Origin of the sequence: Microtetraspora sp. AC03309, from assembly GCF_020826795.1 — a bacterium.
Lineage (GTDB): Bacteria > Actinomycetota > Actinomycetes > Streptosporangiales > Streptosporangiaceae > Microtetraspora > Microtetraspora glauca.
Map to the genome: position 1 here is coordinate 17,871 of NZ_JADDIL010000079.1, position 20,512 is coordinate 38,382.

The following is a 20,512-nucleotide window of genomic DNA, read 5'->3' on the forward strand; positions in this document are numbered from 1 at the left end:
GCCGGGGCCACGCGACCACACTCGGCGCATGCTGACCGTGCTCATACGTGCCTTCCGCGTGCCCGACATCCGGAAGAAGATCCTCTTCACCCTGGCACTGATCGTGCTGTTCCGGTTCGGGCAGATCCTTCCCGCTCCCGGCGTGAACCTCGTCGCGGTACAGGAGTGCCTGCGCGGCAGCCGCAACGGGCTCGTCGACATGCTGCAACTGTTCAGCGGCGGGGCGATGCTGAAGCTGTCGGTGTTCGCCCTCGGGGTCGTGCCGTACATCACCGCCGGCATCGTGATCCAGCTCCTCACCGTGGTGATCCCTCGGCTGGAGGCTCTCAGGAAGGAGGGGCGGCAGGGACAGGCGAAGATCACCCAGTACACCCGCTACCTGACGGTGGCGCTGGCCCTCCTCCAGGCCGGCACAGTGGTGTCCCTGGCCCGCGCGGGCCAGATCTTCCCGACCTGCGACCGGCGGCTGCTGCACGACCAGAGCCCGCTGACGGTCGTCGTGATCGTGACCACCATGGTGGCGGGCACAGCCGTGATCATGTGGCTGGGCGAGCTGATCACCGATCGCGGGATCGGGAACGGCATGTCCATCCTGATCTTCACTCAGGTCGTGGCCGCGTTTCCCTCGTACATGTCGAACATCTTCCTGCTCAGCCCGGTCGCGCTGGCGGCGATGCTGCTCGCGGGCGTCTTCCTGGTGGCGGCGGTGGTGTTCATGGAACAGGCGCAGCGGCGCGTCCCGGTCCAGTACGCCAAGCGGATGGTCGGCCGCAGGATGTACGGCGGCACCTCGACCTACCTTCCGCTGAAGGTCAACCAGGCCGGCATCGTCCCCGTCATCTTCACCTCGTCCCTGCTCTTCCTCCCGCAGTTGGCCGCGCAGTTCATGGGCGGCACGGGCCCCGTGGCGGAGTGGATCGCGCGTCACCTCGTCTCGGGTGACGACCCGGTCTACATGACGGCGTACCTCCTGCTCGTCGTGGCGTTCACCTACTTCTACGTGTCGATCACCTTCAACCCGGTGGAGGTGGCCGACACCATGAAGCGGTTCGGCGGGTTCGTTCCCGGCGTACGGCCCGGCCGGCCCACCGCGGAGTATCTGCGGTACACGCTCTCGCGGCTGACCGCGCCGGGAGCGCTCTACCTCGGCACGCTCTCCCTGATCCCGATCGTCGCGTTCGTGATGCTGCGCGATCCGGCGACCCAGCAGAGCTTCCCGTTCGGCGGTACGACCGTGCTCATCATGGTCGGAGTGGGGCTCGACACGGTGAAGCAGATCGAGGCGCAGGTGGAGCAGCGCACCTACGCGGGTTTCCTCAAGGAATCGTCAGCCCGGACCTGACCGCGAAGACGACCAGTTGGGCGCGGTCTCGGGCGTGGAGCTTGACCATGGCTCGACTGACGTGGGTGCGCACCGTGTCGGGGCTGATGACGAGTTCCTTGGCGATCTCGTCGTTCGACCGGCCGGTGGCGACCCACGCGACCATCTCACGCTCTCTGGGAGTGAGCGTGTCGAGGCCCATGACCGGTGCGACGTCGTGGCGGCCGAACAGGCCGATGACCTTCCTGGTGATGGACGGGGAGAGCAGCGCCTCGCCCGAGGCCACCACCCTGATCGCGTGCGCGAGCTCCTCCGGAGCGCTGTCCTTGAGGACGAACCCGCTCGCTCCGGCCTGGAGCGCGGCGAACACGTACTGATCGACCGCGAAGGTGGTGACGATGACGACCCGGGTGGTGTTGAGCGCGGGATCGGCGGCGATGGCCCGAAGCGTGTCGATGCCGTCCATGCCGGTCATCCGGATGTCGAGCAGGAGCACGTCGGGGCGGGTGTCGCGCAGCAGGCGAAGCGCCTCCGCTCCCTCCGCCGCCTCTCCCGCGAACTCCAGGTCGGGCTCACGCTCGATGAGCGCCCTCAGCCCCATGCGTACGACCGCCTGGTCGTCGGCCAACGCCACCCGGATCCGGTCCGTCGGCGGGATCACGCGACGCCCCTCGTCATACGGTGCCCGGATTCAGGGGGAAGCGGGCCACTACGTGGAAACCGCCGCCTTCACGGGGGCCGGCGCTGAACGTGCCTCCGGCGTCCGTCACGCGTGCCCGCATCCCGGCCAGCCCACGGCCTTCGGCCACTCCGCCGCCGGCCATTCGGGCCTCGCTGGTCCGGGCGTCGGCCGACGCGCCCTCGGCGATCGTGCCAGGACCGCTTCCCCCGTCGACGATCTCGACGACGAACGCGGCCGGGCCGATGCCGGCGCGGACCAGGGCAGTGGTCGGACCGGCATGGCGCATGACGTTGGTCAGCGACTCGCGTACGACGCGATAGACCGTGTCCTGGAGGTGGGCGGGCACCTTCGGCTCGGCCGGTTCCAGATCCACGCGTAGCCCCGCCGCGCGCACGCCGCCGACCAACCGGGACAGGTCATGATCCTCAGTGACGGGGTCGATGAGATCGAGCGCGGACCGGAGCTGGTCGAGTGCCCGCGTACTGGTCGCGCGGATCGCCTCAAGCGACTCGCGGACCTTGTCCGGCCGCTCGTCCAGCATGAGCAGGGCGACTCCGGCCTGCATGGCGATGGTGGCGAAGCCGTGCCCGGCCGCATCGTGCACCTCTCCGGCGATGCGCGCCCGCTCCTCGGCGATCGATTCCGGCGCCATCGATTCCCGCGCGCTCGCCTCCTGAGCGCCCGAAGGCGCAGCGGGGCGCCGTTCCGGCTTGACCAGGAGCACGGGCTGGGCCGGCGCCGCGGGCAACGACCAGCCCACCGCGACAGCCGCGCCCGGATCGGAGGCGATGTCGAGGTCGGTGCCGGGCATCGCATCCGGAGACAAGCCCTCGGTCGGTTGCCGATCCTGCGCGCTCAGGCGTTGGTCGCCCGTACTCAGGCGTTGATCGGCCGTGCCACGAGCCTGGCCTGGACCGCCGAACGGCCATGGGATGGCCAGCCAGCCCACCCACGCCAGCATGAGGACGACCGGCAGGTCACGCAGCCGTCCCAGTTGGGACAGCGCCGATGCGGCCGCCGCCAGAGAACTGCGCGGGCGGCCGTCCGGATGCGTGCGCTCGGTCACCATCCCCCATCAGAACAGGCACAGATGATCTGATCCTAGCCAGGATCAGGCCCACGAGTTCCAGAGGATCTGCCCGCGTCGATACGTTCGTACGCGTGACTGACTACTTCGCGGGCGACAGCCGTACCAACTGGGAGCGGATGCTGGCCGGTGACCTCTACATCGCCGACGATCCGAAGATGGCCGCCGCGTCGAAGCGCGCCCTCCTCCTCGCCCACCGGTACGGCGAGCTCTATCCGACCGACCAGGAGGCCGCCCGACCCCTCCTCGACGAGCTGATCGGCTCGATCGCGCCGGACGCCCACATCCGGCCGCCGCTGTACGTGGACTACGGGACGTACATCACCATCGGCTCCGGCACGTTCGCCAACTACGGACTGACCGCGCTCGACGTCGCTCCCATCACGATCGGCGCGGACGTCCAGATCGGCCCGAACGTGCAGCTTCTCACGCCCACGCATCCCGTCGATCCGGACGCGCGCCGCGCGAAGCTGGAGGCGGCCGAGCCGATCGTGATCGGCGACAACGTGTGGATCGGTGGCGGCGCGATCGTGTTGGCCGGTGTCACCATCGGCGAGAACAGCGTGATCGGCGCGGGCGCCGTCGTCACCAGGGACATCCCGACCGGGGTCGTCGCCGTCGGCAACCCCGCCCGGGTCATCCGCCACATCTAGCGCACCGCTCCTTCCGGCGAACCTTTCCGGTCGCGGCACCAGGATGTTTCGTGGATCTTCTTGGCCTACTGCGCTCGCCCGGACGGCGGAGATCCCGGAAGCAATCCCTGGTGCGACCGGTCTCGGGCAGGTGCGGTATGCCGGGTTTCCCGCGCGTTCCCCGGGTTCCCTACGCCGGATCGGCGTCCGGCTTCCTGGCGACGCCTCCCACGAAGGTGTAGTAAGTGATCCCCTGCTCGGCGTGGTCGTCGGGGCCGGGCCGCCACTCGGCGAGCGGTACCAGGCCGGGGTCGAGCATCTCGAAGTCCCCGAAGTAGGCGCGGATCTCGTCGTGTGTGCGCCAGCGGCCGGTGCCGAGGTTCTCGTTGAACAACTTCTCGGCCGCGGCGGCCTGCTCGGCGACCTCGGGCCGGGCCGCCCCGGGGTTGTGGAAGTGCGAGATCGCGACGAAGCTGCCCGGAGGCAGGGCGTCCCTGAGCAGAGCGGCGATGCTCTCGGGGTCCTCGTCGTCGTTCAGGTGGTGCAGGATCCCGAACAGAAGCAGGGCGACGGGCTGGGAAGGATCGATGAGCCGCCGCAGGTCCGGGTGGTCCACGATCTCTTGGGGGCGCCTGATGTCGGCCTGGATGACCGTCGTGGTGTCGTTCTTGGCCAGCAGCGCGCGGCCGTGCACCAGGACGATCGGGTCGTTGTCCACATAGACCACCCGCGCCCCTCGGTCCACCGCGTGCGCGATCTCGTGGACGTTTCCCTGGGTGGGAAGGCCGGAGCCGATGTCGACGAACTGCCGGATCCCGGCCTCGGCGGCCAGGTGGTGCACGACCCGGCGCAGGAACTCGCGGTTGGCCCGCGCCGCCTCAGGGGCGTCCGGTGCGATCTGGAGGGCCAACTCGGCCACCTTGCGGTCGGACGCGAAGTTGTCCTTGCCGCCCAGCATGAAGTCATAGACCCGCGCGACACTCGGCTTGCCGATCTCGATGCCGTTCGGCGCCCGCTCCTGCCCGTCTTCGGCCGAGTCCCAATCTTCGGACACAGTCATTCCTCCCGCTCGATCGCGCGCTGACCGATCAACGGAGATCCTATTAGCCTGTTATGTCGAGATGTCATATTTTCTGGCGTCTTTTATAGATAACTCCCAGAAAACCGCGCCACCTGTACGGCATTAAGCAGGAAATAGAACCCTTATCCCCAAATGTCCAATAATGGCGACGAATGATGTGTCTATCGCGAGGCGCGACGCGTGGGCGAATCAGCACGGCCGGTCACCCAGGGCACCCGGCGCACCGTTTCACATCCACCCGGGGCCGGTCGGGCGCGGCCCCGGCGTGCGATCACCGGCACTTGCCCTTCAGCCAGGCCCGATAGTCCTTGGTGTAGTTCGTCATCACGCTACGCGGGGCCTGCTTGAGTACGGCCTGCCACTGGGCCACGTTGCCGCTCCAGGCGGGGACCGGCTCGTTCCAGGCCACGCTGTCGGTCCACCTGGCGGCGGATCCCTTGATGAGCCCGGGATGGCGCTTCGCCAGCTCCCCCTGGATCCAGGAGTCCTGCGAGTAGACCAGGATCCGCTGCGAGCCCTGCCGCTCCTTGATCGGGTCCGAGATCTCCTTCCACGCCTTCGCCGCGTACGCGGGATCGCCGAGGATGCTCCTCGTCTCCGGCTTGATCTCCAGCAGGGCGATCAGGCCCTGGGATCTCACGTGGTCCAGCCACTCCCGGAGCGAGTAGACCCGCTCGCCCTTGTACGGACCACGCGTGATGCGGCGGCCCTTCAGGTTTCCCGTGCCCGCCGCCCACCAGATGTCGGTGATGTTCTGCTTGCCGCCGGTCAGGCCGTTGGTGGAGGTGTTGTGCCACATCACCGCCTTGGTCCCCTGCCGGGTGAGCTGGACGTCTGCCTCGACACCGTCGGCTCCCCATGCCTTCTGGGCATCGACGGCGCGATAGTTGTTGGGCTGGCGCACCTGGTCCTTCGCCCAGCCGTTCGCGCCCTCGGGGTAGCCGCCGTGTCCGAAGACCTGCGGGCAGGACGGCAGGGCGGCCTCCGCGGTACGCGCGCCGGAGGCGGCAGCGGGCGACACGTTCACCAATGCGCCCGCGGTGAGGGCTGCCGCCGTCACCGACAGGCCCATCGTCATCGTCGTCTTCATGTGTTCCGCCAATCGGAGGTCGTCCGCCGAATCCGCACGGCAGGCTATTGGCGGACCTATGAATGATCAAGGCGAACAGACCGGACTCAGGGCGGATCGGCCCGCCTGGCGCGTCCGGTGCGCCACCGGCCGGGCCAGGCCGTAAAGGACCGAGATGACGCCCGGCGCCGCCGCGACCAGCAGAATCATCTGGTAGCCGGCCACGGCGAACAGGGCCGCGCCGCGCTGCCCGAGCACCGATGTCACCGCCACGGATCCCGTGATCCGTTCGACCAATCCCCACGTCAATGCGTGGGCATCGGTGTGGTGTTTACTGACCGGCATGGCAGAAGCGGATCCCCGGCTCAAGGCGCTGGCGCATCCGGTACGGCTGCGCATGCTGTCGCTGCTCTGGGCCGCCCCCATGTCCGCCGCCGAACTCGCCCGCGAGCTGGAGATCTCGCACGCCCTCTCCAGCCAGCACCTGCGACGCCTGCGCACCGCGGGGCTGGCCGAACTCGTCGAGATCCGGTCCCGGCGCGGGGGCCGGGAACGCCGCTACCGCGCGGTGCGGGGAATGCCGCTCACCGACCAGCGCGACGAGTTCCCGCTGATCGTCGAGACGCTCGTGCAGACCCTGCGCGAGCGCGCCGCGCGCAGGGACCCCGCGCGGTCCGGCGTGACCGCCGACGCGGAGCTCTGGGTACGGGCCGAGGTGTGGGACGACGTCCGCGAGCGGATGATCAACGCGCTGTTCGACCTGCACGACGCGGCGCAGGCCCCGCGCACTCCCGACACGGTGCACCTCGGAGCCACGGTGGTGGCGTTCCCCATCGAGTCATGAGCTCCCCGCCCCGTTCTCATGCCATGCGGCGGTTCTGACAATGTGTCCCGGTAGAGCAGGACACCGAGCCCTATGGAACGGGACCACACAGGCGAGATCATTAAGATTCGGCGTAATCGCCTACTTCCGGCATACCGGACCACGGGGGCGGTGATGGCCCAGGCACGCGACCCGTGCCGACCCACAGCGGTGTGCTCATGAAGGGGAACGACATGACCTCGATCTTCGATGTGTCCGCGTCGGCAGGCGACGTCAGCGGACGCGACCTCGGGCAGGCGGTGGAATCCCTCCTGGCCGGGTGGGCGGAGCGCGTGGCCGTTCCCGTCGAGGTGTGGGCACTGCCGACGAAGGAGGTGCCGGACGAACTCGCCCGGCTCGCCTACCGGGTCCTGGTGGACGCGCTGGCCCGCGTGGAGGGCGCGCGGGAGGTGTCGGTGGCGATGACCACGGGGAAAACGCTGCGGCTGACGGTCTCCTGCGAAGGCCGTACGGATCCCCCCGGCAAGGGCACCGCTCACAGGAACGCCTCCGGCGACGACGCCGGCATGAGCGTGCTGCGCACCCAGGTCAAGGCGCGGCGCGGGGTCTATTCCACCGATCTGGCGGGGACGGGAAGCATGACCATCACACTGGAGCTCCCGCTTCCCTGAACGGCCGGCCCGCTACCTGGTCCACAGGGACTCCTGAACGGTCTGGGCGAGGGCCATCAACTCGCCGGACACCCGCTCGGGACGCCAGGCGAGACCGTACGTCATGCGCAGGTCACCGGCGCCGAACGGCACGAACCGCACATCATGGCGGCGGATCGAGCTGACGACCAGATGAGGCACGGGCAACAGCCCGATGCCGGCCGCGACGAGGTCCAGCACCGCCGTGAAGTCGTCGATCTCGTCCGCCACGGCGTGCAGCTGGTGCGGCCCTCGCAGCCGGCCGGCCAACCGCGCCCACATGCCGCCCGGCGGGCGGTTACGCGGCACGATGATCCGATGCCCCGCGAGCCGTTCCGGCCCGATCCTCGTCAGGGTGGCGAGCGGGTCGCCCGCCGGCACCGCCAGGTGTCCGACCGGCACGTGGAATCGGGCCGCGGTCGTCAGCCCCAGCGGGAACGGCGCGCTGAGGATGGCGGCCGACACGTCACCCTCGGTCAGGGCGGCGGTGGCGGCGTTCCACCCGGCGGCCCGGAGCTCGACGCCGATCGCCGGCCTGCGCCGGGACAACCGCCGGGCGACCCGCGCCGCGAGTGCCCCGACGACCGGCGCGTAGGCCAGCCGGATGACCGGTCGCGCGGCCTCCGCCAGCCGGGCCGCCTCGGCCGCGAAGGAGTCCGCCGTCGCCAGCAGCGCCTCGGCCTGCGGAAGGAGGGCCGCGCCGGCCTGCGACAGCCGTACCTCACGGCTGGTCCGCTCGAACAGCCGGAGCCGCAGCGCGCGTTCGAGACGGCCGATGGCCTGACTCATCGCCGGCTGCGACATGCCCATCTCCGCCGCAGCGCGGGAGAAGCTGCGATGACGCGCGACGAGCGCGAAGCAGCGGATGTCGCGTACCGGCGGACTGGGTTCCACGCTCCAGTATCACCGGCCTCTATAAGTGCTGTTGATAGATCTACGGTGCGCATCCCCGCTTTCCGCGACGCTTGTCCATAAGCGGCGGTGATGGATCGGCTGCGCGGGTCCGGAACGCGGGCACGATGCGCTGGTCTGATCCGCCCGGCCGCTCACGAGCGGTCCCCACCACGGAGTCGTCATGGCCGCTGTGCGCCCGTCGCCCTTTCCCGCCTCCACGGTCCTCGGATATCCGAGAATCGGGCCCCATCGCGAGCTGAAACGCGCGCTCGAGTCGTACTGGAGCGGCCACGGCGCCTGGGAGGAACTGGAGGCCACCGGCGCCCGCCTACGGGAGGAGACCTGGCGACGGCTCGGCGCGCTCGGCCTGGGCGCGGTGCCGTCCAACACGTTCTCGTACTACGACCACGTGCTCGACACGGCCGTGCTGTTCGACGCGGTGCCCGAGCGCTACCGGGACCGGTCCCCGGAGGACGCGTACTTCGCGATGGCCCGTGGCGCCGACGGTCTCGCCCCGCTACGCATGACCAAGTGGTTCGACACGAACTATCACTACATCGTGCCGGAGATCGGGATCGACACCGCGTTCCGGCTGGCCGGCGACAAACCCCTCGCCGAGGTACGGGAGGCCCGCACGCTGGGCATCGACACGCGTCCCGTGCTGCTCGGCCCGGTGACGTTCCTGCTGCTGTCGCAACCGGCGCCGGGCGGGCCGTCCGGGTTCGCCCCGCTGGACCGGCTGCCCGACCTGCTGCCCGCGTACGAGCGGCTGCTGGAGGCGCTCGCCGCCGAAGGCGTCGGCTGGGTGCAGTTCGACGAGCCCGCGCTCGTGGCGGACCGCACGGAGGAGGAGCTCGCCGCCGTCCGGACCGCCTACCGGCGGCTCGGCGCGCTGACCTCCAGGCCGGCGCTGCTCGTCGCGTCGTACTTCGGGGATCCGGGCGACGCGCTCCCGGCCCTCGCCGACACGCCGGTCGAGGCGATCGGGCTGGACCTGGTCCGCGGCAGGATCCCGGAGAACGCCGACCTCTCGGGCAAGACCGTCGTCGCCGGTGTGGTGTCCGGCCGCGACGTCTGGCGCACCCGCCCCGACAGGGCGCTGTCCGCCCTCCTGGCCGTGCGGGAGCGCACCGCGCGGGTCGTCGTGAGCACCTCCTGCTCCCTCCTGCACGTGCCGTACGACGTCGAGCGGGAGACGGACCTCGATCCGGCGCTGCGGCACCGGATGGCGTTCGCCGAGCAGAAGGTCGCCGAGGTGGTCGAGCTGGCCGCCCTGCTCGCCGCGAGCCCGGCCCTGCCCCTGCCCCTGCCGGTGAGCCCGGCCTCGCGCCCGGGTGCGGAGCCGCCCACGCCACCGCCGCTTTCCGGCGGCGAACCAGCTCCCTCCTCCCCCGTGCCGGCCTCCTCTGTGCCGGCCTCCTCTGAACCGGCCTCCTCTGTACCGGCCTCGCGCGAGGGCCGCAGCCCGTACGCGGTGCGAGCGGCGGCGCAGGCGGAACACCTGCGCCTGCCGGTGCTGCCCGTCACGACCATCGGCTCGTTCCCGCAGACCAGCGAGCTCCGGGAGGCCCGCGCCGCGCTGGGGGCCGGACGGCTGGACGAGGACGGCTACGAGTCCCTGGTCCGGGCCGAGATCGCGCGGGTCATCGCGCTCCAGGAACGGCTCGGCCTGGACGTGCTCGTACACGGCGAACCCGAGCGCAACGACATGGTCCAGTACTTCGCCGAGCACCTCGACGGCTTCGCGGTCACCCGCCACGGCTGGGTGCAGTCGTACGGCTCCCGCTGCACCCGGCCGCCGATCCTGCACGGCGACGTCCGGCGCCCGGAACCGATCACCGTACGGTGGGCCCGGTACGCCGGATCGCTGACGGACCGGCCGGTCAAGGGCATGCTCACCGGGCCGGTCACCATCGTCGCGTGGTCGTTCGTCCGCGACGACCTCCCGTTGCGCGACGTCGTCTTCCAGGTGGCGGACGCCGTACGCGACGAGGTGCGGGATCTGGAGGACGCGGGCGTCGCCATCATCCAGGTGGACGAGCCCGCACTGCGCGAGCTGCTGCCGCCGCGCCGCGCCTCGCAGGACGCCTACCTGGCGTGGGCGGTGGACGCGTACCGGCGGGCGACGTCGGGCGCGGGCGACAGGACGCAGATCCACACACACCTGTGCTATTCCGACGCCGACCAGATCATCGCGGCGGTCGACGCCCTCGACGCCGACGTGACCAGCGTCGAGTCGGCCAGGTCGCACGCGCGGCTGCTGCGCGAGCCCGTGGTCGGCGGCTTCGAGCGCGGGCTCGGACCTGGCGTGTACGACATCCACTCGCCCCGCGTACCGGAGACCGCCGAGATCGAGGAGTCGCTACGGGCGGCGCTGCGGGTGCTGCCCGCGGATCGGGTCTGGGTCAATCCCGACTGCGGACTGAAGACCCGCACATATGAGGAGGTCGAGGCGGCGCTCTCGAACGTCGTCAAGGCCGCGCACCATCTGCGGGGAGATCACCAATGTCGTCCCCTGACCGTGGAATGACCAGACACCGAGGTTAAGGTCCGGGTCCGGCGTTTCCGAGCTGATATTCATGGTCGGCAGAGATCCAGAAAAGGCGTGTCCCCCCAGCCTTCAGGTGCATGACCACGAACATGAAGGACGGACACAGTGAGATCAGCCAAGCTGACGTTGGCCCTGGTGTCGATCGCGGCCTCGGCGTCGCTCGTCGCCTGCGGCGGGAGCTCCTCCGACGGGGCGTCGGACACGGCGGCCTCTCCTGCCGCGGCGACGAACGGCAAGACCGGCAAGGTCTCGGCGAACAACGCGGCCGAGAACGAGATCACCGCGGCGCTCCAGGCTGCCGGGGTGTCCAACCCCGACCGGTGGGCGAAGGAAGTGATGGAAAACCGGCCCTACGCCGCGGACGACACCAAGCTCAGCTCGCTGCGCAAGAACCTGGCCAAGCAGAAGCCCGGCCAGAAGACCATCGATAAGATCATCTCCGCGTTGACGGTGCCGTAGGCCCCGGCGACGTCGGTCCGGACACCGCGGGCCCGGGCGCCACAGCCCAGGCGGCGCACGCCCGGACATCGCAAGCCAGCCCCCGTAAGCCCGGGCGCCACAGGCCCCCGGCAGGGCGCCGGGCGTAGAACGCTCTCACGGGGAAGGGAACCCGTGTGACCGCAAGTCGCCGGCGGCTCCGGCGGACGACGGACCGCTACCAGTGGGAGAAGGACCGCGCGCTCCTGCCGGAGGACGAGCGTCGCCGGGCCGGCGCGGCCGAACGGGACACCGGGCTGCCCCGTGAAGAGCTGGAGTTCTCCACGGAGTTCGGCTCGGCCCCGGCGGGTGCCGAGCTGGCTCGGTGGTTCGGCGTGCCCGAGGGCACGCGGATGTTGTGCCGCTCGTACCGGACCTGGGCCCGCGGCGAGAGCGCGCCGCTGAGCCTGGTCAGATCCTGGCTCGTGTACGACATGGTGGCCGCCAATCCCGCTCTCCTCTCGCCGGAGAACGAGCCCTGGCCGGGCGGGACGCCACACCAGCTCTCCACGATCGGCATCGAGATCGACCGCGTCGTGGACGAGGTCACCGTCCGGCTCCCGCGGTCGGAGGAGACCGAGATCCTCGACGTGGCCGTCGGCGTTCCCGTGCTGGTGCTGCGCAAGACGTCGATCGACACCATGGGACGCGTGGTCGAGGTGGCCGAGTGCGTCCTTCCCGGCGACCGGGCGGAGATCGTCTCCACGACCCGGCTGGCGCCGTGGCCCAAGCGCTGTCGGTAACGAGCCGATGCCGGTTCCCTTTCGGCGTTGCCGCGCGGGGTCGCCCCCTCCTATAAAGCCTTTCGTCGGACGATGTGGACGCGGGGCGTGGAGGCGGGACATGGAGCAGGAACCACGCGGCCGCGAGGCCGGAACGCTCCAAGGGGCGACAGGAACGGCAGCGGGCACAACAGCGGACACAGCAGCGGGCACGGCAGCGGGCATCGCGGTCCGGGTGGCAGCGGGGGCGGCGGTTGCCGCCGCACTGGTCGGCGCGCTGTGTGCGGGCTTGTCGGCAGGTGCCGTCGCCCGCCTGCTCATGCGGGCCATCGCGCTCGCCATCGGCACCGAGAGCGGGCTCTCGCTCGCCGGGACGGCCGGGATCCTCCTCGTCTTCGCCGTGCTTGCCGTACCTGCCGCCGCGACCGCGCTCGCGTGCCCGGCCGTACAGCGGGCGGGCCGGTGGGTGACGGCGGCGGTCACGGGGTGGGCCGCGGCACGGACCGGCTTCGCGGACGCCCAGGCGATTCTCCTCGCCGACGACGGGCGGCTGCCGCTGCTCGCCGCGCTCGCCGTCGCCTTCGGCGCGCTCGTCGTCGCCCACGGGCAGCTCGCCCAGCGTCTGACCCGGCGTCTCGCGTACCGCCTGGCCCGCCGCCGGGCGCGGGCCATGACCTGACCCGGTCGATACCATCGGAGCCATGACGCCGCACGAGGCCGACGTGTTCCGCGCACGGCCCGCCAGAGCACGATCGCGCACATTCGGCGTGCTGGGCGTGATCGCGGTCGGCGGGGGGCTGGGCAGCATCGCGCGCTACCTCGTCGGCTCCGCGATACCGGCCGGAGCGAGCGGCTTCCCGTGGGGGACGCTGGTCGTCAACGTGACCGGTTGCTTCGTGCTGGGCGTGCTGATGGTGTTCGTGCTCCAGGTGTGGCCGCCGCGCCGGTACGTCCGGCCGTTCCTCGGCGTGGGCTTCCTCGGCGGGTACACCACCTTCTCCACCGTCATGGTCGAGATCACGCGGCTGTCCGCGGCGACGGCGGTGACCTACGCGGCGGCCAGCCTCGCCGCCGGGCTGGCCGCGGTCTGGTGCGGCATGACGATCGCCCGTCTCGCCACCCGCCTCCCGGTACGGCGGAACGCCCGGGAGGAGGCGTGATGAGACTGCACGGCGAGGCCTGCCGGTTGACGATCTACATCGGCGAGACCGACCAGTACCACCACCGGCCGCTCTACACCGAGATCGTGCACCGCGCGCACCGGAAGGGCCTGGCCGGGGCGAGCGTGTTCCGGGGCATCGAGGGGTTCGGCGCGTCGTCGCTCATCCACACGAGCAGGCTGCTCTCCATGGGCGAGGACCTGCCGCTCGCGATCGTCATCGTGGACACCGAGGAACGGATCACCGATTTCGTCTCGGAGCTGGACGAGCTGGTCACCGAAGGCCTGGTCACCGTGGAGCCGGTCGAGGTCTACCGATACGTCGGGCGCCGGGCGTGACCCTTCTGCTGATCTTTCTCGGCGGCGCGGTGGGCGCCCCGACCCGATATCTGATCGACCGGATGGTCCAGCGGTGGCACGACACCGTGTTCCCCTGGGGGACGTTCGCGGTCAACATCGCCGGCTCGTTCGTCCTCGGGTTCATCGTCGGAGCCCAGCCCGGCGGCGTGATCATGACCCTGGCCGCGACCGGCTTCTGCGGCGCGCTGACCACGTTCAGCACGCTGGGGTTCGAGACCGTACGACTGCTGGAGGAGGGGTCGTTCGCGGAAGCGGCCCTGAACGCCGTCGGCAGCCTGCTGGCCGGGATCCTGGCCGCGTTCGCCGGGTACGGCCTGGCCGTACATCTGCTATGAGATCTGGGGTTCCGCGCAGAAGACGGTGCCCTCGCCGGAGATGGTGACCGGCCCCTCGGACGCGGGGACGTACGCCGAGTCCCCTGGACGCAGCTTCACCTCGTCTCCTGCCCGCACCACGCCGTCGGTGCAGAGCAGGATCCTCGGCAGGGAGCCGGGGAGCGTGCGGCCGTCACCCGGCGTGATCCTGCGGAGCAGGAACTCGGGACACGGCGGCACGTAGGCGTCATCGTCCGGCTCGACGGGCAGCGGCACGGCGGACGCGTCGGTGATCCGCAGCAACTCGTCCACGTCGATCGGCTTGCCGGTCAGCCCGGCGCGCAGGACGTTGTCGGAGCTGCCCATGATCTCGACGCCGAACCCGGAGAGGTAACAGTGCAGCACGCCCGCCCCGAGGTACATCGCCTGGCCGGGTTCGAGCTCGTGCCGGCGCATCAGCAGCGGCGCCAAGACGAGGGGGTCCTCGGGGAACAGCCGCGACAGCCGCTTGATCAGCTCGTAGTCCGGCTGGTGGACGGCCGAGGCGGCCCAGACGATCGACTGGACCAGGTCCGCCCGGGAGCAGGGCAGGTCGAGCAGCACGCGTAACCCGCCGAGCATGTCACCGTCGGCCAGCCGCGCGACGACGGGCTTCAACGCCGCCACGCCGAGCCGCTCGACGAGCATCGCGGCCTGCTCGGGGGTGCGCAGGCCGGCGAGCGCGGAGAACGGCGTGAGCGCGCAGATCAGCTCCGGCTTCGGCCAGGGGTCGCTGTAGTTCCGATCTCCCCTGGCGTAGCCCTCGGCCGCCTGCTCCGCGGTGGGGTGCACCTGGACGGAGAGCGGGCGGTCCACCGCGATCAGCTTCAGCAGGTACGGCAGGCGTTCGCCGAACCGCTCGACCGACGGCCGTCCCAGCTCGGACACCGGGTCGGCGCTGATCGTCTCGACGAGGGTCATCTCGGTCCCGTCCCGCGTGAGCCGCGACGGGCCGGAAGGGTGGGCGCCGAACCACATCTCGGCCTCGGGACCCGACGCGGTCCTCCCGGTCAGCCCCGCGATGGCGGTACGGGAACCCCAGTCATAGGGCTTGATCGGGTTGGTCAGCAGATCCATCTCGACTTCCTCGGTGGTGGGGGAGGCCGGGCTCACTCTGCCCGGACACGCTCAACGACGAATGAACCCGGGTTGAACCCCATGCGCATTCCTCGCTCGTCAGGTCGATCCGCACCGTCGTGGACGGCCCATGCTACCGAGAGATCCCACGTTTCACGGCGTACACGGGACGGCGGCACGGGCAGCGTCACGGCGGCACTGTCACGGCGGCACTGTCACGGCGGCACTGTCACGGCGGCACTGTCACGGCGGCACCGTCACGGCGGGAGCGCCAGGGCGGCGGCGCCGTACAGGCCGGCGTCCCTGGCGAGTGTGGTCGGCGCGACACGCAGGCGGCGCAGGAAGCCGAGCCCGGCCTCCCTCGCGATCGCCTGCCGCACGGGGTCGAGCAGCGTGGGCCCGGCCGCGGACACCCCGCCCCCGATGACAACGTTGTCAAGATCGAAGAGGGCCGCCGCGCTGAGTATCGCCGTGCCGAGCGCGTCCGCCGCCCGTTGGAAGGCCAGCCGAGCGATCGGGTTCCCGCGCGCCGCGTCCCGCGCGAGCAGCCTGGCATCGGGTGCCCCGGCAACGAGGGTGTCTCGCGCGTCCGCGGGATCCGGAGCGTCGGCGGCGGCCTGAGCGCCAGGAGCGCCGGGGGCGCCGGCGGCGGCCTGAGCGTCGGGAGCGAGGCCGTCCGGGATCCAGCCGCGAGCCAGGGCCCAGCGGACCATGCTCGGCCCGCTGGCGAAGGTCTCCACGCACCCCGTCCCGCCACAGGGGCACGGCTCGCCGCCCCTGTCGACGGTGATGTGGCCGATGTGCCCGGCGTTCCCCGTCGGCCCCAGGTACGGAACACCGTCGATGACCAGGCCGCCGCCCACGCCTGTGGACACCACGATGCCCAGCAGGTTCCGGTACGGCTCACGCCCCGGCCGCCCGCGCCACCACTCCCCGAGCGCCATGCACTGCGCGTCGCCCGCGAGCCGGACCGGCACTCCCGGCACCAGCTCGCCGACGGCTTCGACCAGGGGAAAATCACGCCAGAGCGGGATGTTGACCGGGCTGACCGTGCCCGCGACGGCGTCCAGCGGCCCGGCGGAGCCGATGCCCACGCCCGCCAGACCGGGGACGGCGACGAGCCGGACGACCTCGTCCAGTGTGGCCGCCGGGTCCGGCCCTACCGGTATCTCGGCCCGCGCGGACATGGACCCGTCCTCGCGGACCAGCGCCGCGGCGAACTTGGTCCCGCCGATGTCGAGCGCGAGGACGACCCGCCCCGAAGCCGTCACGGCCGGGCCTCGTTGACGCAGCGCAGCACCGGATGGCGGGTGAGCGCGTCGCGGTCCAGATCGCTCCCGGAGATCTGGAACACCGCGGTCTCACCCGGGAGCAGCGTGACGAGCTGGTCGTCCACGGTCGCCCGGGGGTCGAGCCGGTCCGGGAAGATCGCCAGCTCGCGCACGACGGTACGCGCGGTGACGCTGACCCGCAGACCGCCCTTGACCTCCTCGACCGCCGTGTCGTACTCGGCCACCGGATAGCCGACAGCGGGATCCTCCTCGAAGAACCGCAGCGCGCGGGCCCCGTCCAGCGTCGCGACCAGCACCTCTCCCGGACCGCCCGGCCGGGTGAGCACGGCGGGCGGCTCCCACGTGGTCACCCCGCGCGGCGGAACCGCGACCAGGTGGCGCTCCTTGGCGAGGATCTCCCCGCCGAGGGACCGGCGGACGACCTCCAGCTCGCCGGTCCATTCCTCTCCGGTGTCGTTGACCACGGCGACCGAGGAGTCCTGGAACGTGAGCAGCCGGTCGGCGTACGCCCGGCGCATCGCGTACCAGAGGGGCTTGCGCCGCGCGTCGCCGTCCACGGCCGCCCACGAGGTGACCGGCCAGCAGTCGTTGAGCTGCCAGACGATCGTGCCCATGCAGTACGGCGCGAGCGCGCGGAACCGTTCGACGCCGAAGGCCATCGCCCTGGCCTGGTTGAGCTGGGTGTAGTAGTGCCAGTCGTCGAAGCCCTCCGGCAGGGGCAGGTGGGCGCCGAGGCCACGCAGCAGCTTCTCGTTGCCGTCGATCGCCTTCTGGTGGTGCTTGACTCCCGGCGAGACCGGCGTCAGCGGGTCGTCGCGCACCGCCCGCCGCAGGGTCGCGTACGCCGGAGGGCCCTGGAAACCGAACTCGGCCACGAACCGCGGCGTGTAGGCCGCGTAGTGGGTGTAGTCGTGGGAGTTCCACACGGTCCAGATGTGTACGGTCCCCTTCGCCGGGTCGTTCGGCGGCAGGTCGGGGGCGCCGGAATAGGGGCTGCCCGGCCAGTACGGTCGGGTCGGGTCGAGCTCGGCCACGATCTTCGGCAGCAGGTCGTAGTAGAAACCGGCGCCCCAGCTGCGACCGTCGAGCGAGTCCTGCCATCCCCAGTCGGCGTGGCCCTCGATGTTCTCGTTGTTGCCGCACCAGATGGCCAGGCTGGGATGTCCGGCCAGGCGGGCCACATGCTGGCGCGCCTCGGCCTCCACCTCCTGGGTGAACGGCTCCTCCTCGGGATAGGCCGCGCAGGCGAACGGGAAGTCCTGCCAGACCAGCAGCCCGAGATCGTCGGCGAGGGCGTAGAAGTCCTCCCTCTCGTACATGCCGCCGCCCCAGACGCGCAGGGTGTTCGCGCCCGCGCCGATCGCCTGGCCGAACCGCTCCGCGAGCCGTTCCCTGGTGATCCGGCTGGGAAAGCAGTCGTCGGGGATCCAGTTGAAGCCCTTGACGAACACCGGTGTGCCGTTGACGACGAGGGTGAAGGCGTCGTCCGACCGGTCCAGGGCGACCGACCTGAAGCCGATCTCCTTCGTCCAGACGTCGTCGCCGTCGCCGAGCTGGACGGTCAGCGGGTAGAGCGGCTGCCCGCCGTACCCGCGCGGCCACCACAGCTCGGGCTCCGGCACGGCCAGGGTGACGACCGCGGTCCTCTCACCCGGCGCGAGCCGTACGGACTCGGTGACGCCGGCCACGCCCGCGGTCACGGTGAGCGGGACCTGCGCGGCGCGGTCCACGGTGACGTGGACGTCCACCTGCCCGTCGGGGCCGTCGAGCGTGACGAGAGGGCGGACTTCGGCCAGCCGGGCGGTGCTCCAGGTGTGGATGCCGATCGGCCGCCAGATCCCGGCGGTCACCAGTGTGGGCCCCCAGTCCCAGCCGAAGTTGCAGGCCATCTTCCTGATGAACTGGTACGGCTCGGTGTACGCGCCCGGCCGGTTCCCGAGTGCGGCGCGCTGCTCCTCCGCGTAGCCGTACGGGGCCTCGAAGAGCACCTTCAGCGTGTTCTCGCCCTCGCGCAGCAGGTGCCGGACGGAGAAGCGGTACGACCGGTGCATGTTGGCGGTGGTCCCCACCTGGATGCCGTTCAGCACGATCGTGGCGACCGTGTCCAGGCCCTCGCACACCAGGTCGGCCCGCTCGTCGGCGGTCCCCGCCCAGGTGAAGGTGGTCTCGTAGGCCCAGTCGGTACGGCCCACCCAGGTCAGCCGGTCCTCGTTGTCATCGAGATAGGGGTCGTCGATGATGCCCGCGGCGAGCAGGTCGGTGTGGACGCAGCCGGGAACGGCCGCCGGGACTCCGGCCACCACCGGCCGGTGCTGCCCGGTGGAGGACACGGCGGTGACGGTCCAGCCGTCGTGCAGCGGGTGGTACGAGCTCACGCTGTCTCCTTCGCGGCGGGACACGCGCCGGATCCGGCGCATGCCACGTAGTGCTCCTTCTCCGCCTCGGCCAGATCCGAACGCACCGGGGTGTCCGGGGCGCGGTCGTGGAACGGGCAGGGGGTCTGTCCGGCGGCCGGCTCCTCGTCCGCCCATTTGGTGTGCAGCCGGGGGACGGAGTCAAGCAACGTCCGCGTGTAGGGGTGCAGCGGATTGCCGAAGACGCGGTCGGTCGGGCCCATCTCGGCGATCCTCCCCCGGCGCAGCACCACGGTCCGGTCGCTGACGTAGTTGCCGAGCGACAGGTCGTGGGTGACGAAAAGGATGCCCAGCCCGCGCGCCCGCAGGTCGCCGAGCAGGTTGAGCACGTCGATGCGGGTGGACGCGTCGAGCATGCTGATGATCTCGTCGGCGACCAGCAGGCGGATGTCGAGCATCAGCGCGCGGGCGATCAGCATGCGCTGGAGCTGGCCGCCGCTGAGCTGGTGGGGATACTTGCCGAGCACCTGGCCAGGGTCGAGCCGCACACCGTCGAGCGAGGACTCCACCCGGTCGCTCCACTCCGCCCGGCCCATCTCGGGGAAGTACTCCTGCTTGATCATCGCGAACACGCGGTCGGCTTTGAAGACCGGGTTGTAGCAGCTGAACGGGTCCTGGAAGACGCCCTGGACCTGCCGGTAGTACGCCTTGCGCGACCGGATGGCCGAGACGTCCGTCCCGTCGAAGGTGATCGTCCCCTCGCTGGCGGGGGTGAGGCGCAGCACCATGCGGCCCAGCGTGCTCTTGCCGCTGCCGCTCTCGCCGATGAGGGACACCACCTCGCCGGGGTTGACGTCGAAGCTGACGCCGGAGACCGCGCGCAGCTCGCGGCCGCCGAAGGCGCCGACCCGGTAGATCTTGGAGACACCGTCGAGTCGCAGCATCACGCGGCCTTCCAGCAGGCGACGGAGTGACCCGGCGCGACCTCGGCGAACGGCGGCTGCTCCGCGCACCGGTCGAACGCGAGCGGGCAGCGGTCGCGGAACCGGCAGCCCTCCGGAGGGTCGAGCAGGGACGGCGGGCTGCCCGGGATGCCGCTGAGCCGTTTGTCCGCCTGCCGTACGCCGACCTCGGGCAGCGAGGAGATCAGCAGCCGGGTGTACGGGTGCCGGGGCTCGGTGACGATCACGTCGGCGGGGGCCTTCTCGGCCAGCCGCCCCGCGTACATCACCATGATCGTGTCGGCGATCTGGTACACGAGCGAGATGTCGTGCGTGACGACGATCATGCTGGTCACCAGGTCCCTGTCGCGCAGGCCGAGGAGCGTCCGGGCCACCGCCTTCTGGCTGGACACGTCCAGCGCGGAGGTGACCTCGTCGGCGATGAGCAGCGAGGGGTTCAGCAGCGTGGAGACGACCATGACCACCCGCTGCTTCATCCCGCCGGACAGCTCGATCGGGTAGCGGCCGAGCACGTCGCGGGACAGTCCCACCAGCTCCAGACGGCGTTCCAGCTCGGCCGGGTCCAGCCGCTCGCCCCGGGACGCCAGCAGCTCGGCGACCATCTTGCCGATCTTCCTGGTGGGGTTCAGCGCGCTCATGGAGTACTGCGGGATGACCGACACCTCGCTGAAGCGGAACCGGTCCATGGCCGCCGAGTCGCCGACGGGCAGTTCGACGCCGTCCAGCTCGACCGTGCCGCCCACGTGGCGCATCCGGCCGTCCAGGCGGATCAGGCTCTTGCCGAGCGTGGACTTGCCCGACCCGGACTCGCCGGCCAGGCCCATGATCTCGCCGTCGGCGACCGTGAACGAGACGCCGTCGAGCGCCCTCACCTCGCCGCGCAGCGTCCGGTAGTGGACCCGGAGGTCGGTGACCCTCAGGGACACG

The 20,512-nt window shown here is 70.9% G+C and carries 22 protein-coding genes; 11 read left to right on the plus strand and 11 right to left on the minus strand.

Going from position 1 to position 20,512, the window contains the following annotated elements:
* The first annotated feature begins 28 nt into the window (after window positions 1-28).
* On the plus strand, window positions 29-1,342 hold the full coding sequence (gene secY, locus IMZ11_RS34605; protein WP_228646646.1) for a preprotein translocase subunit SecY: 1,314 nt from the start codon (window positions 29-31) through the stop codon (window positions 1,340-1,342).
* Here secY and IMZ11_RS34610 read toward each other — a convergent pair.
* Both IMZ11_RS34610 and IMZ11_RS34615 read right to left on the minus strand, forming a co-directional pair.
* The gene (locus IMZ11_RS34610; protein ID WP_228646648.1) at window positions 1,317-1,982 is read right to left on the minus strand and encodes a response regulator transcription factor; all 666 of its coding nucleotides are present in this window, start codon (window positions 1,980-1,982) and stop codon (window positions 1,317-1,319) included. The genes secY and IMZ11_RS34610 overlap by 26 nt on opposite strands.
* A gap of 13 nt (window positions 1,983-1,995) precedes the next feature.
* Window positions 1,996-3,072, minus strand: coding sequence for a sensor histidine kinase (locus tag IMZ11_RS34615; RefSeq protein WP_228646650.1), 1,077 nt, complete (start codon window positions 3,070-3,072; stop codon window positions 1,996-1,998).
* Between the two features lie 92 nt (window positions 3,073-3,164).
* Here IMZ11_RS34615 and IMZ11_RS34620 point away from each other — a divergent pair, with 92 nt between their 5' ends.
* Window positions 3,165-3,743: a sugar O-acetyltransferase gene (locus IMZ11_RS34620; protein WP_374463138.1), complete on the plus strand. Its 579-nt coding sequence runs from the start codon at window positions 3,165-3,167 to the stop codon at window positions 3,741-3,743.
* 169 nt (window positions 3,744-3,912) lie between these two features.
* Here IMZ11_RS34620 and IMZ11_RS34625 read toward each other — a convergent pair whose 3' ends face one another.
* The 3 genes from IMZ11_RS34625 to IMZ11_RS34635 all read right to left on the minus strand — a co-directional run bounded on the left by IMZ11_RS34625 (window position 3,913) and on the right by IMZ11_RS34635 (window position 6,145).
* Window positions 3,913-4,776 (minus strand): SAM-dependent methyltransferase, encoded by an 864-nt coding sequence (locus IMZ11_RS34625; RefSeq protein ID WP_228646652.1) that lies wholly within the window; start codon window positions 4,774-4,776, stop codon window positions 3,913-3,915.
* 298 nt (window positions 4,777-5,074) lie between these two features.
* Complete coding sequence (locus tag IMZ11_RS34630; protein ID WP_228646654.1) at window positions 5,075-5,893, minus strand: glycerophosphodiester phosphodiesterase family protein; 819 nt, start codon at window positions 5,891-5,893, stop codon at window positions 5,075-5,077.
* 66 nt (window positions 5,894-5,959) lie between these two features.
* Window positions 5,960-6,145 (minus strand): hypothetical protein, encoded by a 186-nt coding sequence (locus IMZ11_RS34635; RefSeq protein WP_228646656.1) that lies wholly within the window; start codon window positions 6,143-6,145, stop codon window positions 5,960-5,962.
* A gap of 70 nt (window positions 6,146-6,215) precedes the next feature.
* Between IMZ11_RS34635 and IMZ11_RS34640 the strand changes: the two genes are divergently transcribed.
* Entirely contained in the window at window positions 6,216-6,716 is a 501-nt protein-coding gene (locus IMZ11_RS34640) for a helix-turn-helix transcriptional regulator (protein WP_228646658.1), read from the plus strand.
* Window positions 6,717-6,928: 212 nt separating this feature from the next.
* Window positions 6,929-7,366: a hypothetical protein gene (locus tag IMZ11_RS34645; RefSeq protein WP_228646660.1), complete on the plus strand. Its 438-nt coding sequence runs from the start codon at window positions 6,929-6,931 to the stop codon at window positions 7,364-7,366.
* A 12-nt stretch (window positions 7,367-7,378) separates the two neighbouring features.
* Here IMZ11_RS34645 and IMZ11_RS34650 read toward each other — a convergent pair whose 3' ends face one another.
* Complete coding sequence (locus IMZ11_RS34650) at window positions 7,379-8,278, minus strand: LysR family transcriptional regulator (RefSeq protein WP_228646661.1); 900 nt, start codon at window positions 8,276-8,278, stop codon at window positions 7,379-7,381.
* 181 nt (window positions 8,279-8,459) lie between these two features.
* Between IMZ11_RS34650 and metE the strand changes: the two genes are divergently transcribed.
* The 7 genes from metE to crcB (IMZ11_RS34685) all read left to right on the plus strand — a co-directional run bounded on the left by metE (window position 8,460) and on the right by crcB (IMZ11_RS34685) (window position 13,882).
* Complete coding sequence (metE, locus tag IMZ11_RS34655) at window positions 8,460-10,808, plus strand: 5-methyltetrahydropteroyltriglutamate--homocysteine S-methyltransferase (protein ID WP_228646662.1); 2,349 nt, start codon at window positions 8,460-8,462, stop codon at window positions 10,806-10,808.
* Window positions 10,809-10,934: 126 nt separating this feature from the next.
* Window positions 10,935-11,288 carry a hypothetical protein gene (locus IMZ11_RS34660; protein WP_228646663.1) on the plus strand — a complete coding sequence of 118 codons (354 nt, stop codon included), beginning with the start codon at window positions 10,935-10,937 and terminating at the stop codon, window positions 11,286-11,288.
* Window positions 11,289-11,443: 155 nt separating this feature from the next.
* A complete protein-coding gene (locus tag IMZ11_RS34665) occupies window positions 11,444-12,049 on the plus strand; it encodes a UTRA domain-containing protein (RefSeq protein WP_061261600.1) in 606 nt (201 codons plus the stop codon).
* Between the two features lie 100 nt (window positions 12,050-12,149).
* On the plus strand, window positions 12,150-12,707 hold the full coding sequence (locus tag IMZ11_RS34670; RefSeq protein WP_228646664.1) for a hypothetical protein: 558 nt from the start codon (window positions 12,150-12,152) through the stop codon (window positions 12,705-12,707).
* A 22-nt stretch (window positions 12,708-12,729) separates the two neighbouring features.
* Window positions 12,730-13,188 carry a fluoride efflux transporter CrcB gene (gene crcB / locus IMZ11_RS34675; protein ID WP_228646665.1) on the plus strand — a complete coding sequence of 153 codons (459 nt, stop codon included), beginning with the start codon at window positions 12,730-12,732 and terminating at the stop codon, window positions 13,186-13,188.
* On the plus strand, window positions 13,188-13,526 hold the full coding sequence (locus IMZ11_RS34680; protein ID WP_228646666.1) for a DUF190 domain-containing protein: 339 nt from the start codon (window positions 13,188-13,190) through the stop codon (window positions 13,524-13,526). The genes crcB (IMZ11_RS34675) and IMZ11_RS34680 overlap by 1 nt, the downstream gene beginning before the upstream one ends.
* Window positions 13,523-13,882, plus strand: a complete 360-nt coding sequence (crcB, locus tag IMZ11_RS34685; RefSeq protein ID WP_061261604.1) for a fluoride efflux transporter CrcB — start codon at window positions 13,523-13,525, stop codon at window positions 13,880-13,882. Before IMZ11_RS34680 ends, crcB (IMZ11_RS34685) begins: the two co-directional genes overlap by 4 nt.
* Here the strand turns inward: crcB (IMZ11_RS34685) and manA are convergent.
* The 5 genes from manA to IMZ11_RS34710 form a co-directional block, all read right to left on the minus strand.
* Window positions 13,877-14,977, minus strand: a complete 1,101-nt coding sequence (gene manA / locus IMZ11_RS34690) for a mannose-6-phosphate isomerase, class I (RefSeq protein ID WP_228646667.1) — start codon at window positions 14,975-14,977, stop codon at window positions 13,877-13,879. The two genes, crcB (IMZ11_RS34685) and manA, sit on opposite strands and share 6 nt — an antisense overlap.
* 257 nt (window positions 14,978-15,234) lie before the next feature.
* The gene (locus IMZ11_RS34695) at window positions 15,235-16,248 is read right to left on the minus strand and encodes an ROK family protein (RefSeq protein ID WP_228646668.1); all 1,014 of its coding nucleotides are present in this window, start codon (window positions 16,246-16,248) and stop codon (window positions 15,235-15,237) included.
* A complete protein-coding gene (locus tag IMZ11_RS34700; RefSeq protein ID WP_228646669.1) occupies window positions 16,245-18,644 on the minus strand; it encodes a glycoside hydrolase family 2 protein in 2,400 nt (799 codons plus the stop codon). The genes IMZ11_RS34695 and IMZ11_RS34700 overlap by 4 nt, the downstream gene beginning before the upstream one ends.
* Window positions 18,641-19,567, minus strand: coding sequence for an ABC transporter ATP-binding protein (locus tag IMZ11_RS34705; protein ID WP_228646678.1), 927 nt, complete (start codon window positions 19,565-19,567; stop codon window positions 18,641-18,643). Before IMZ11_RS34705 ends, IMZ11_RS34700 begins: the two co-directional genes overlap by 4 nt.
* Window positions 19,567-20,511 (minus strand): ABC transporter ATP-binding protein, encoded by a 945-nt coding sequence (locus tag IMZ11_RS34710; RefSeq protein WP_228646670.1) that lies wholly within the window; start codon window positions 20,509-20,511, stop codon window positions 19,567-19,569. The genes IMZ11_RS34705 and IMZ11_RS34710 overlap by 1 nt, the downstream gene beginning before the upstream one ends.
* Window position 20,512 lies beyond the last annotated feature (1 nt).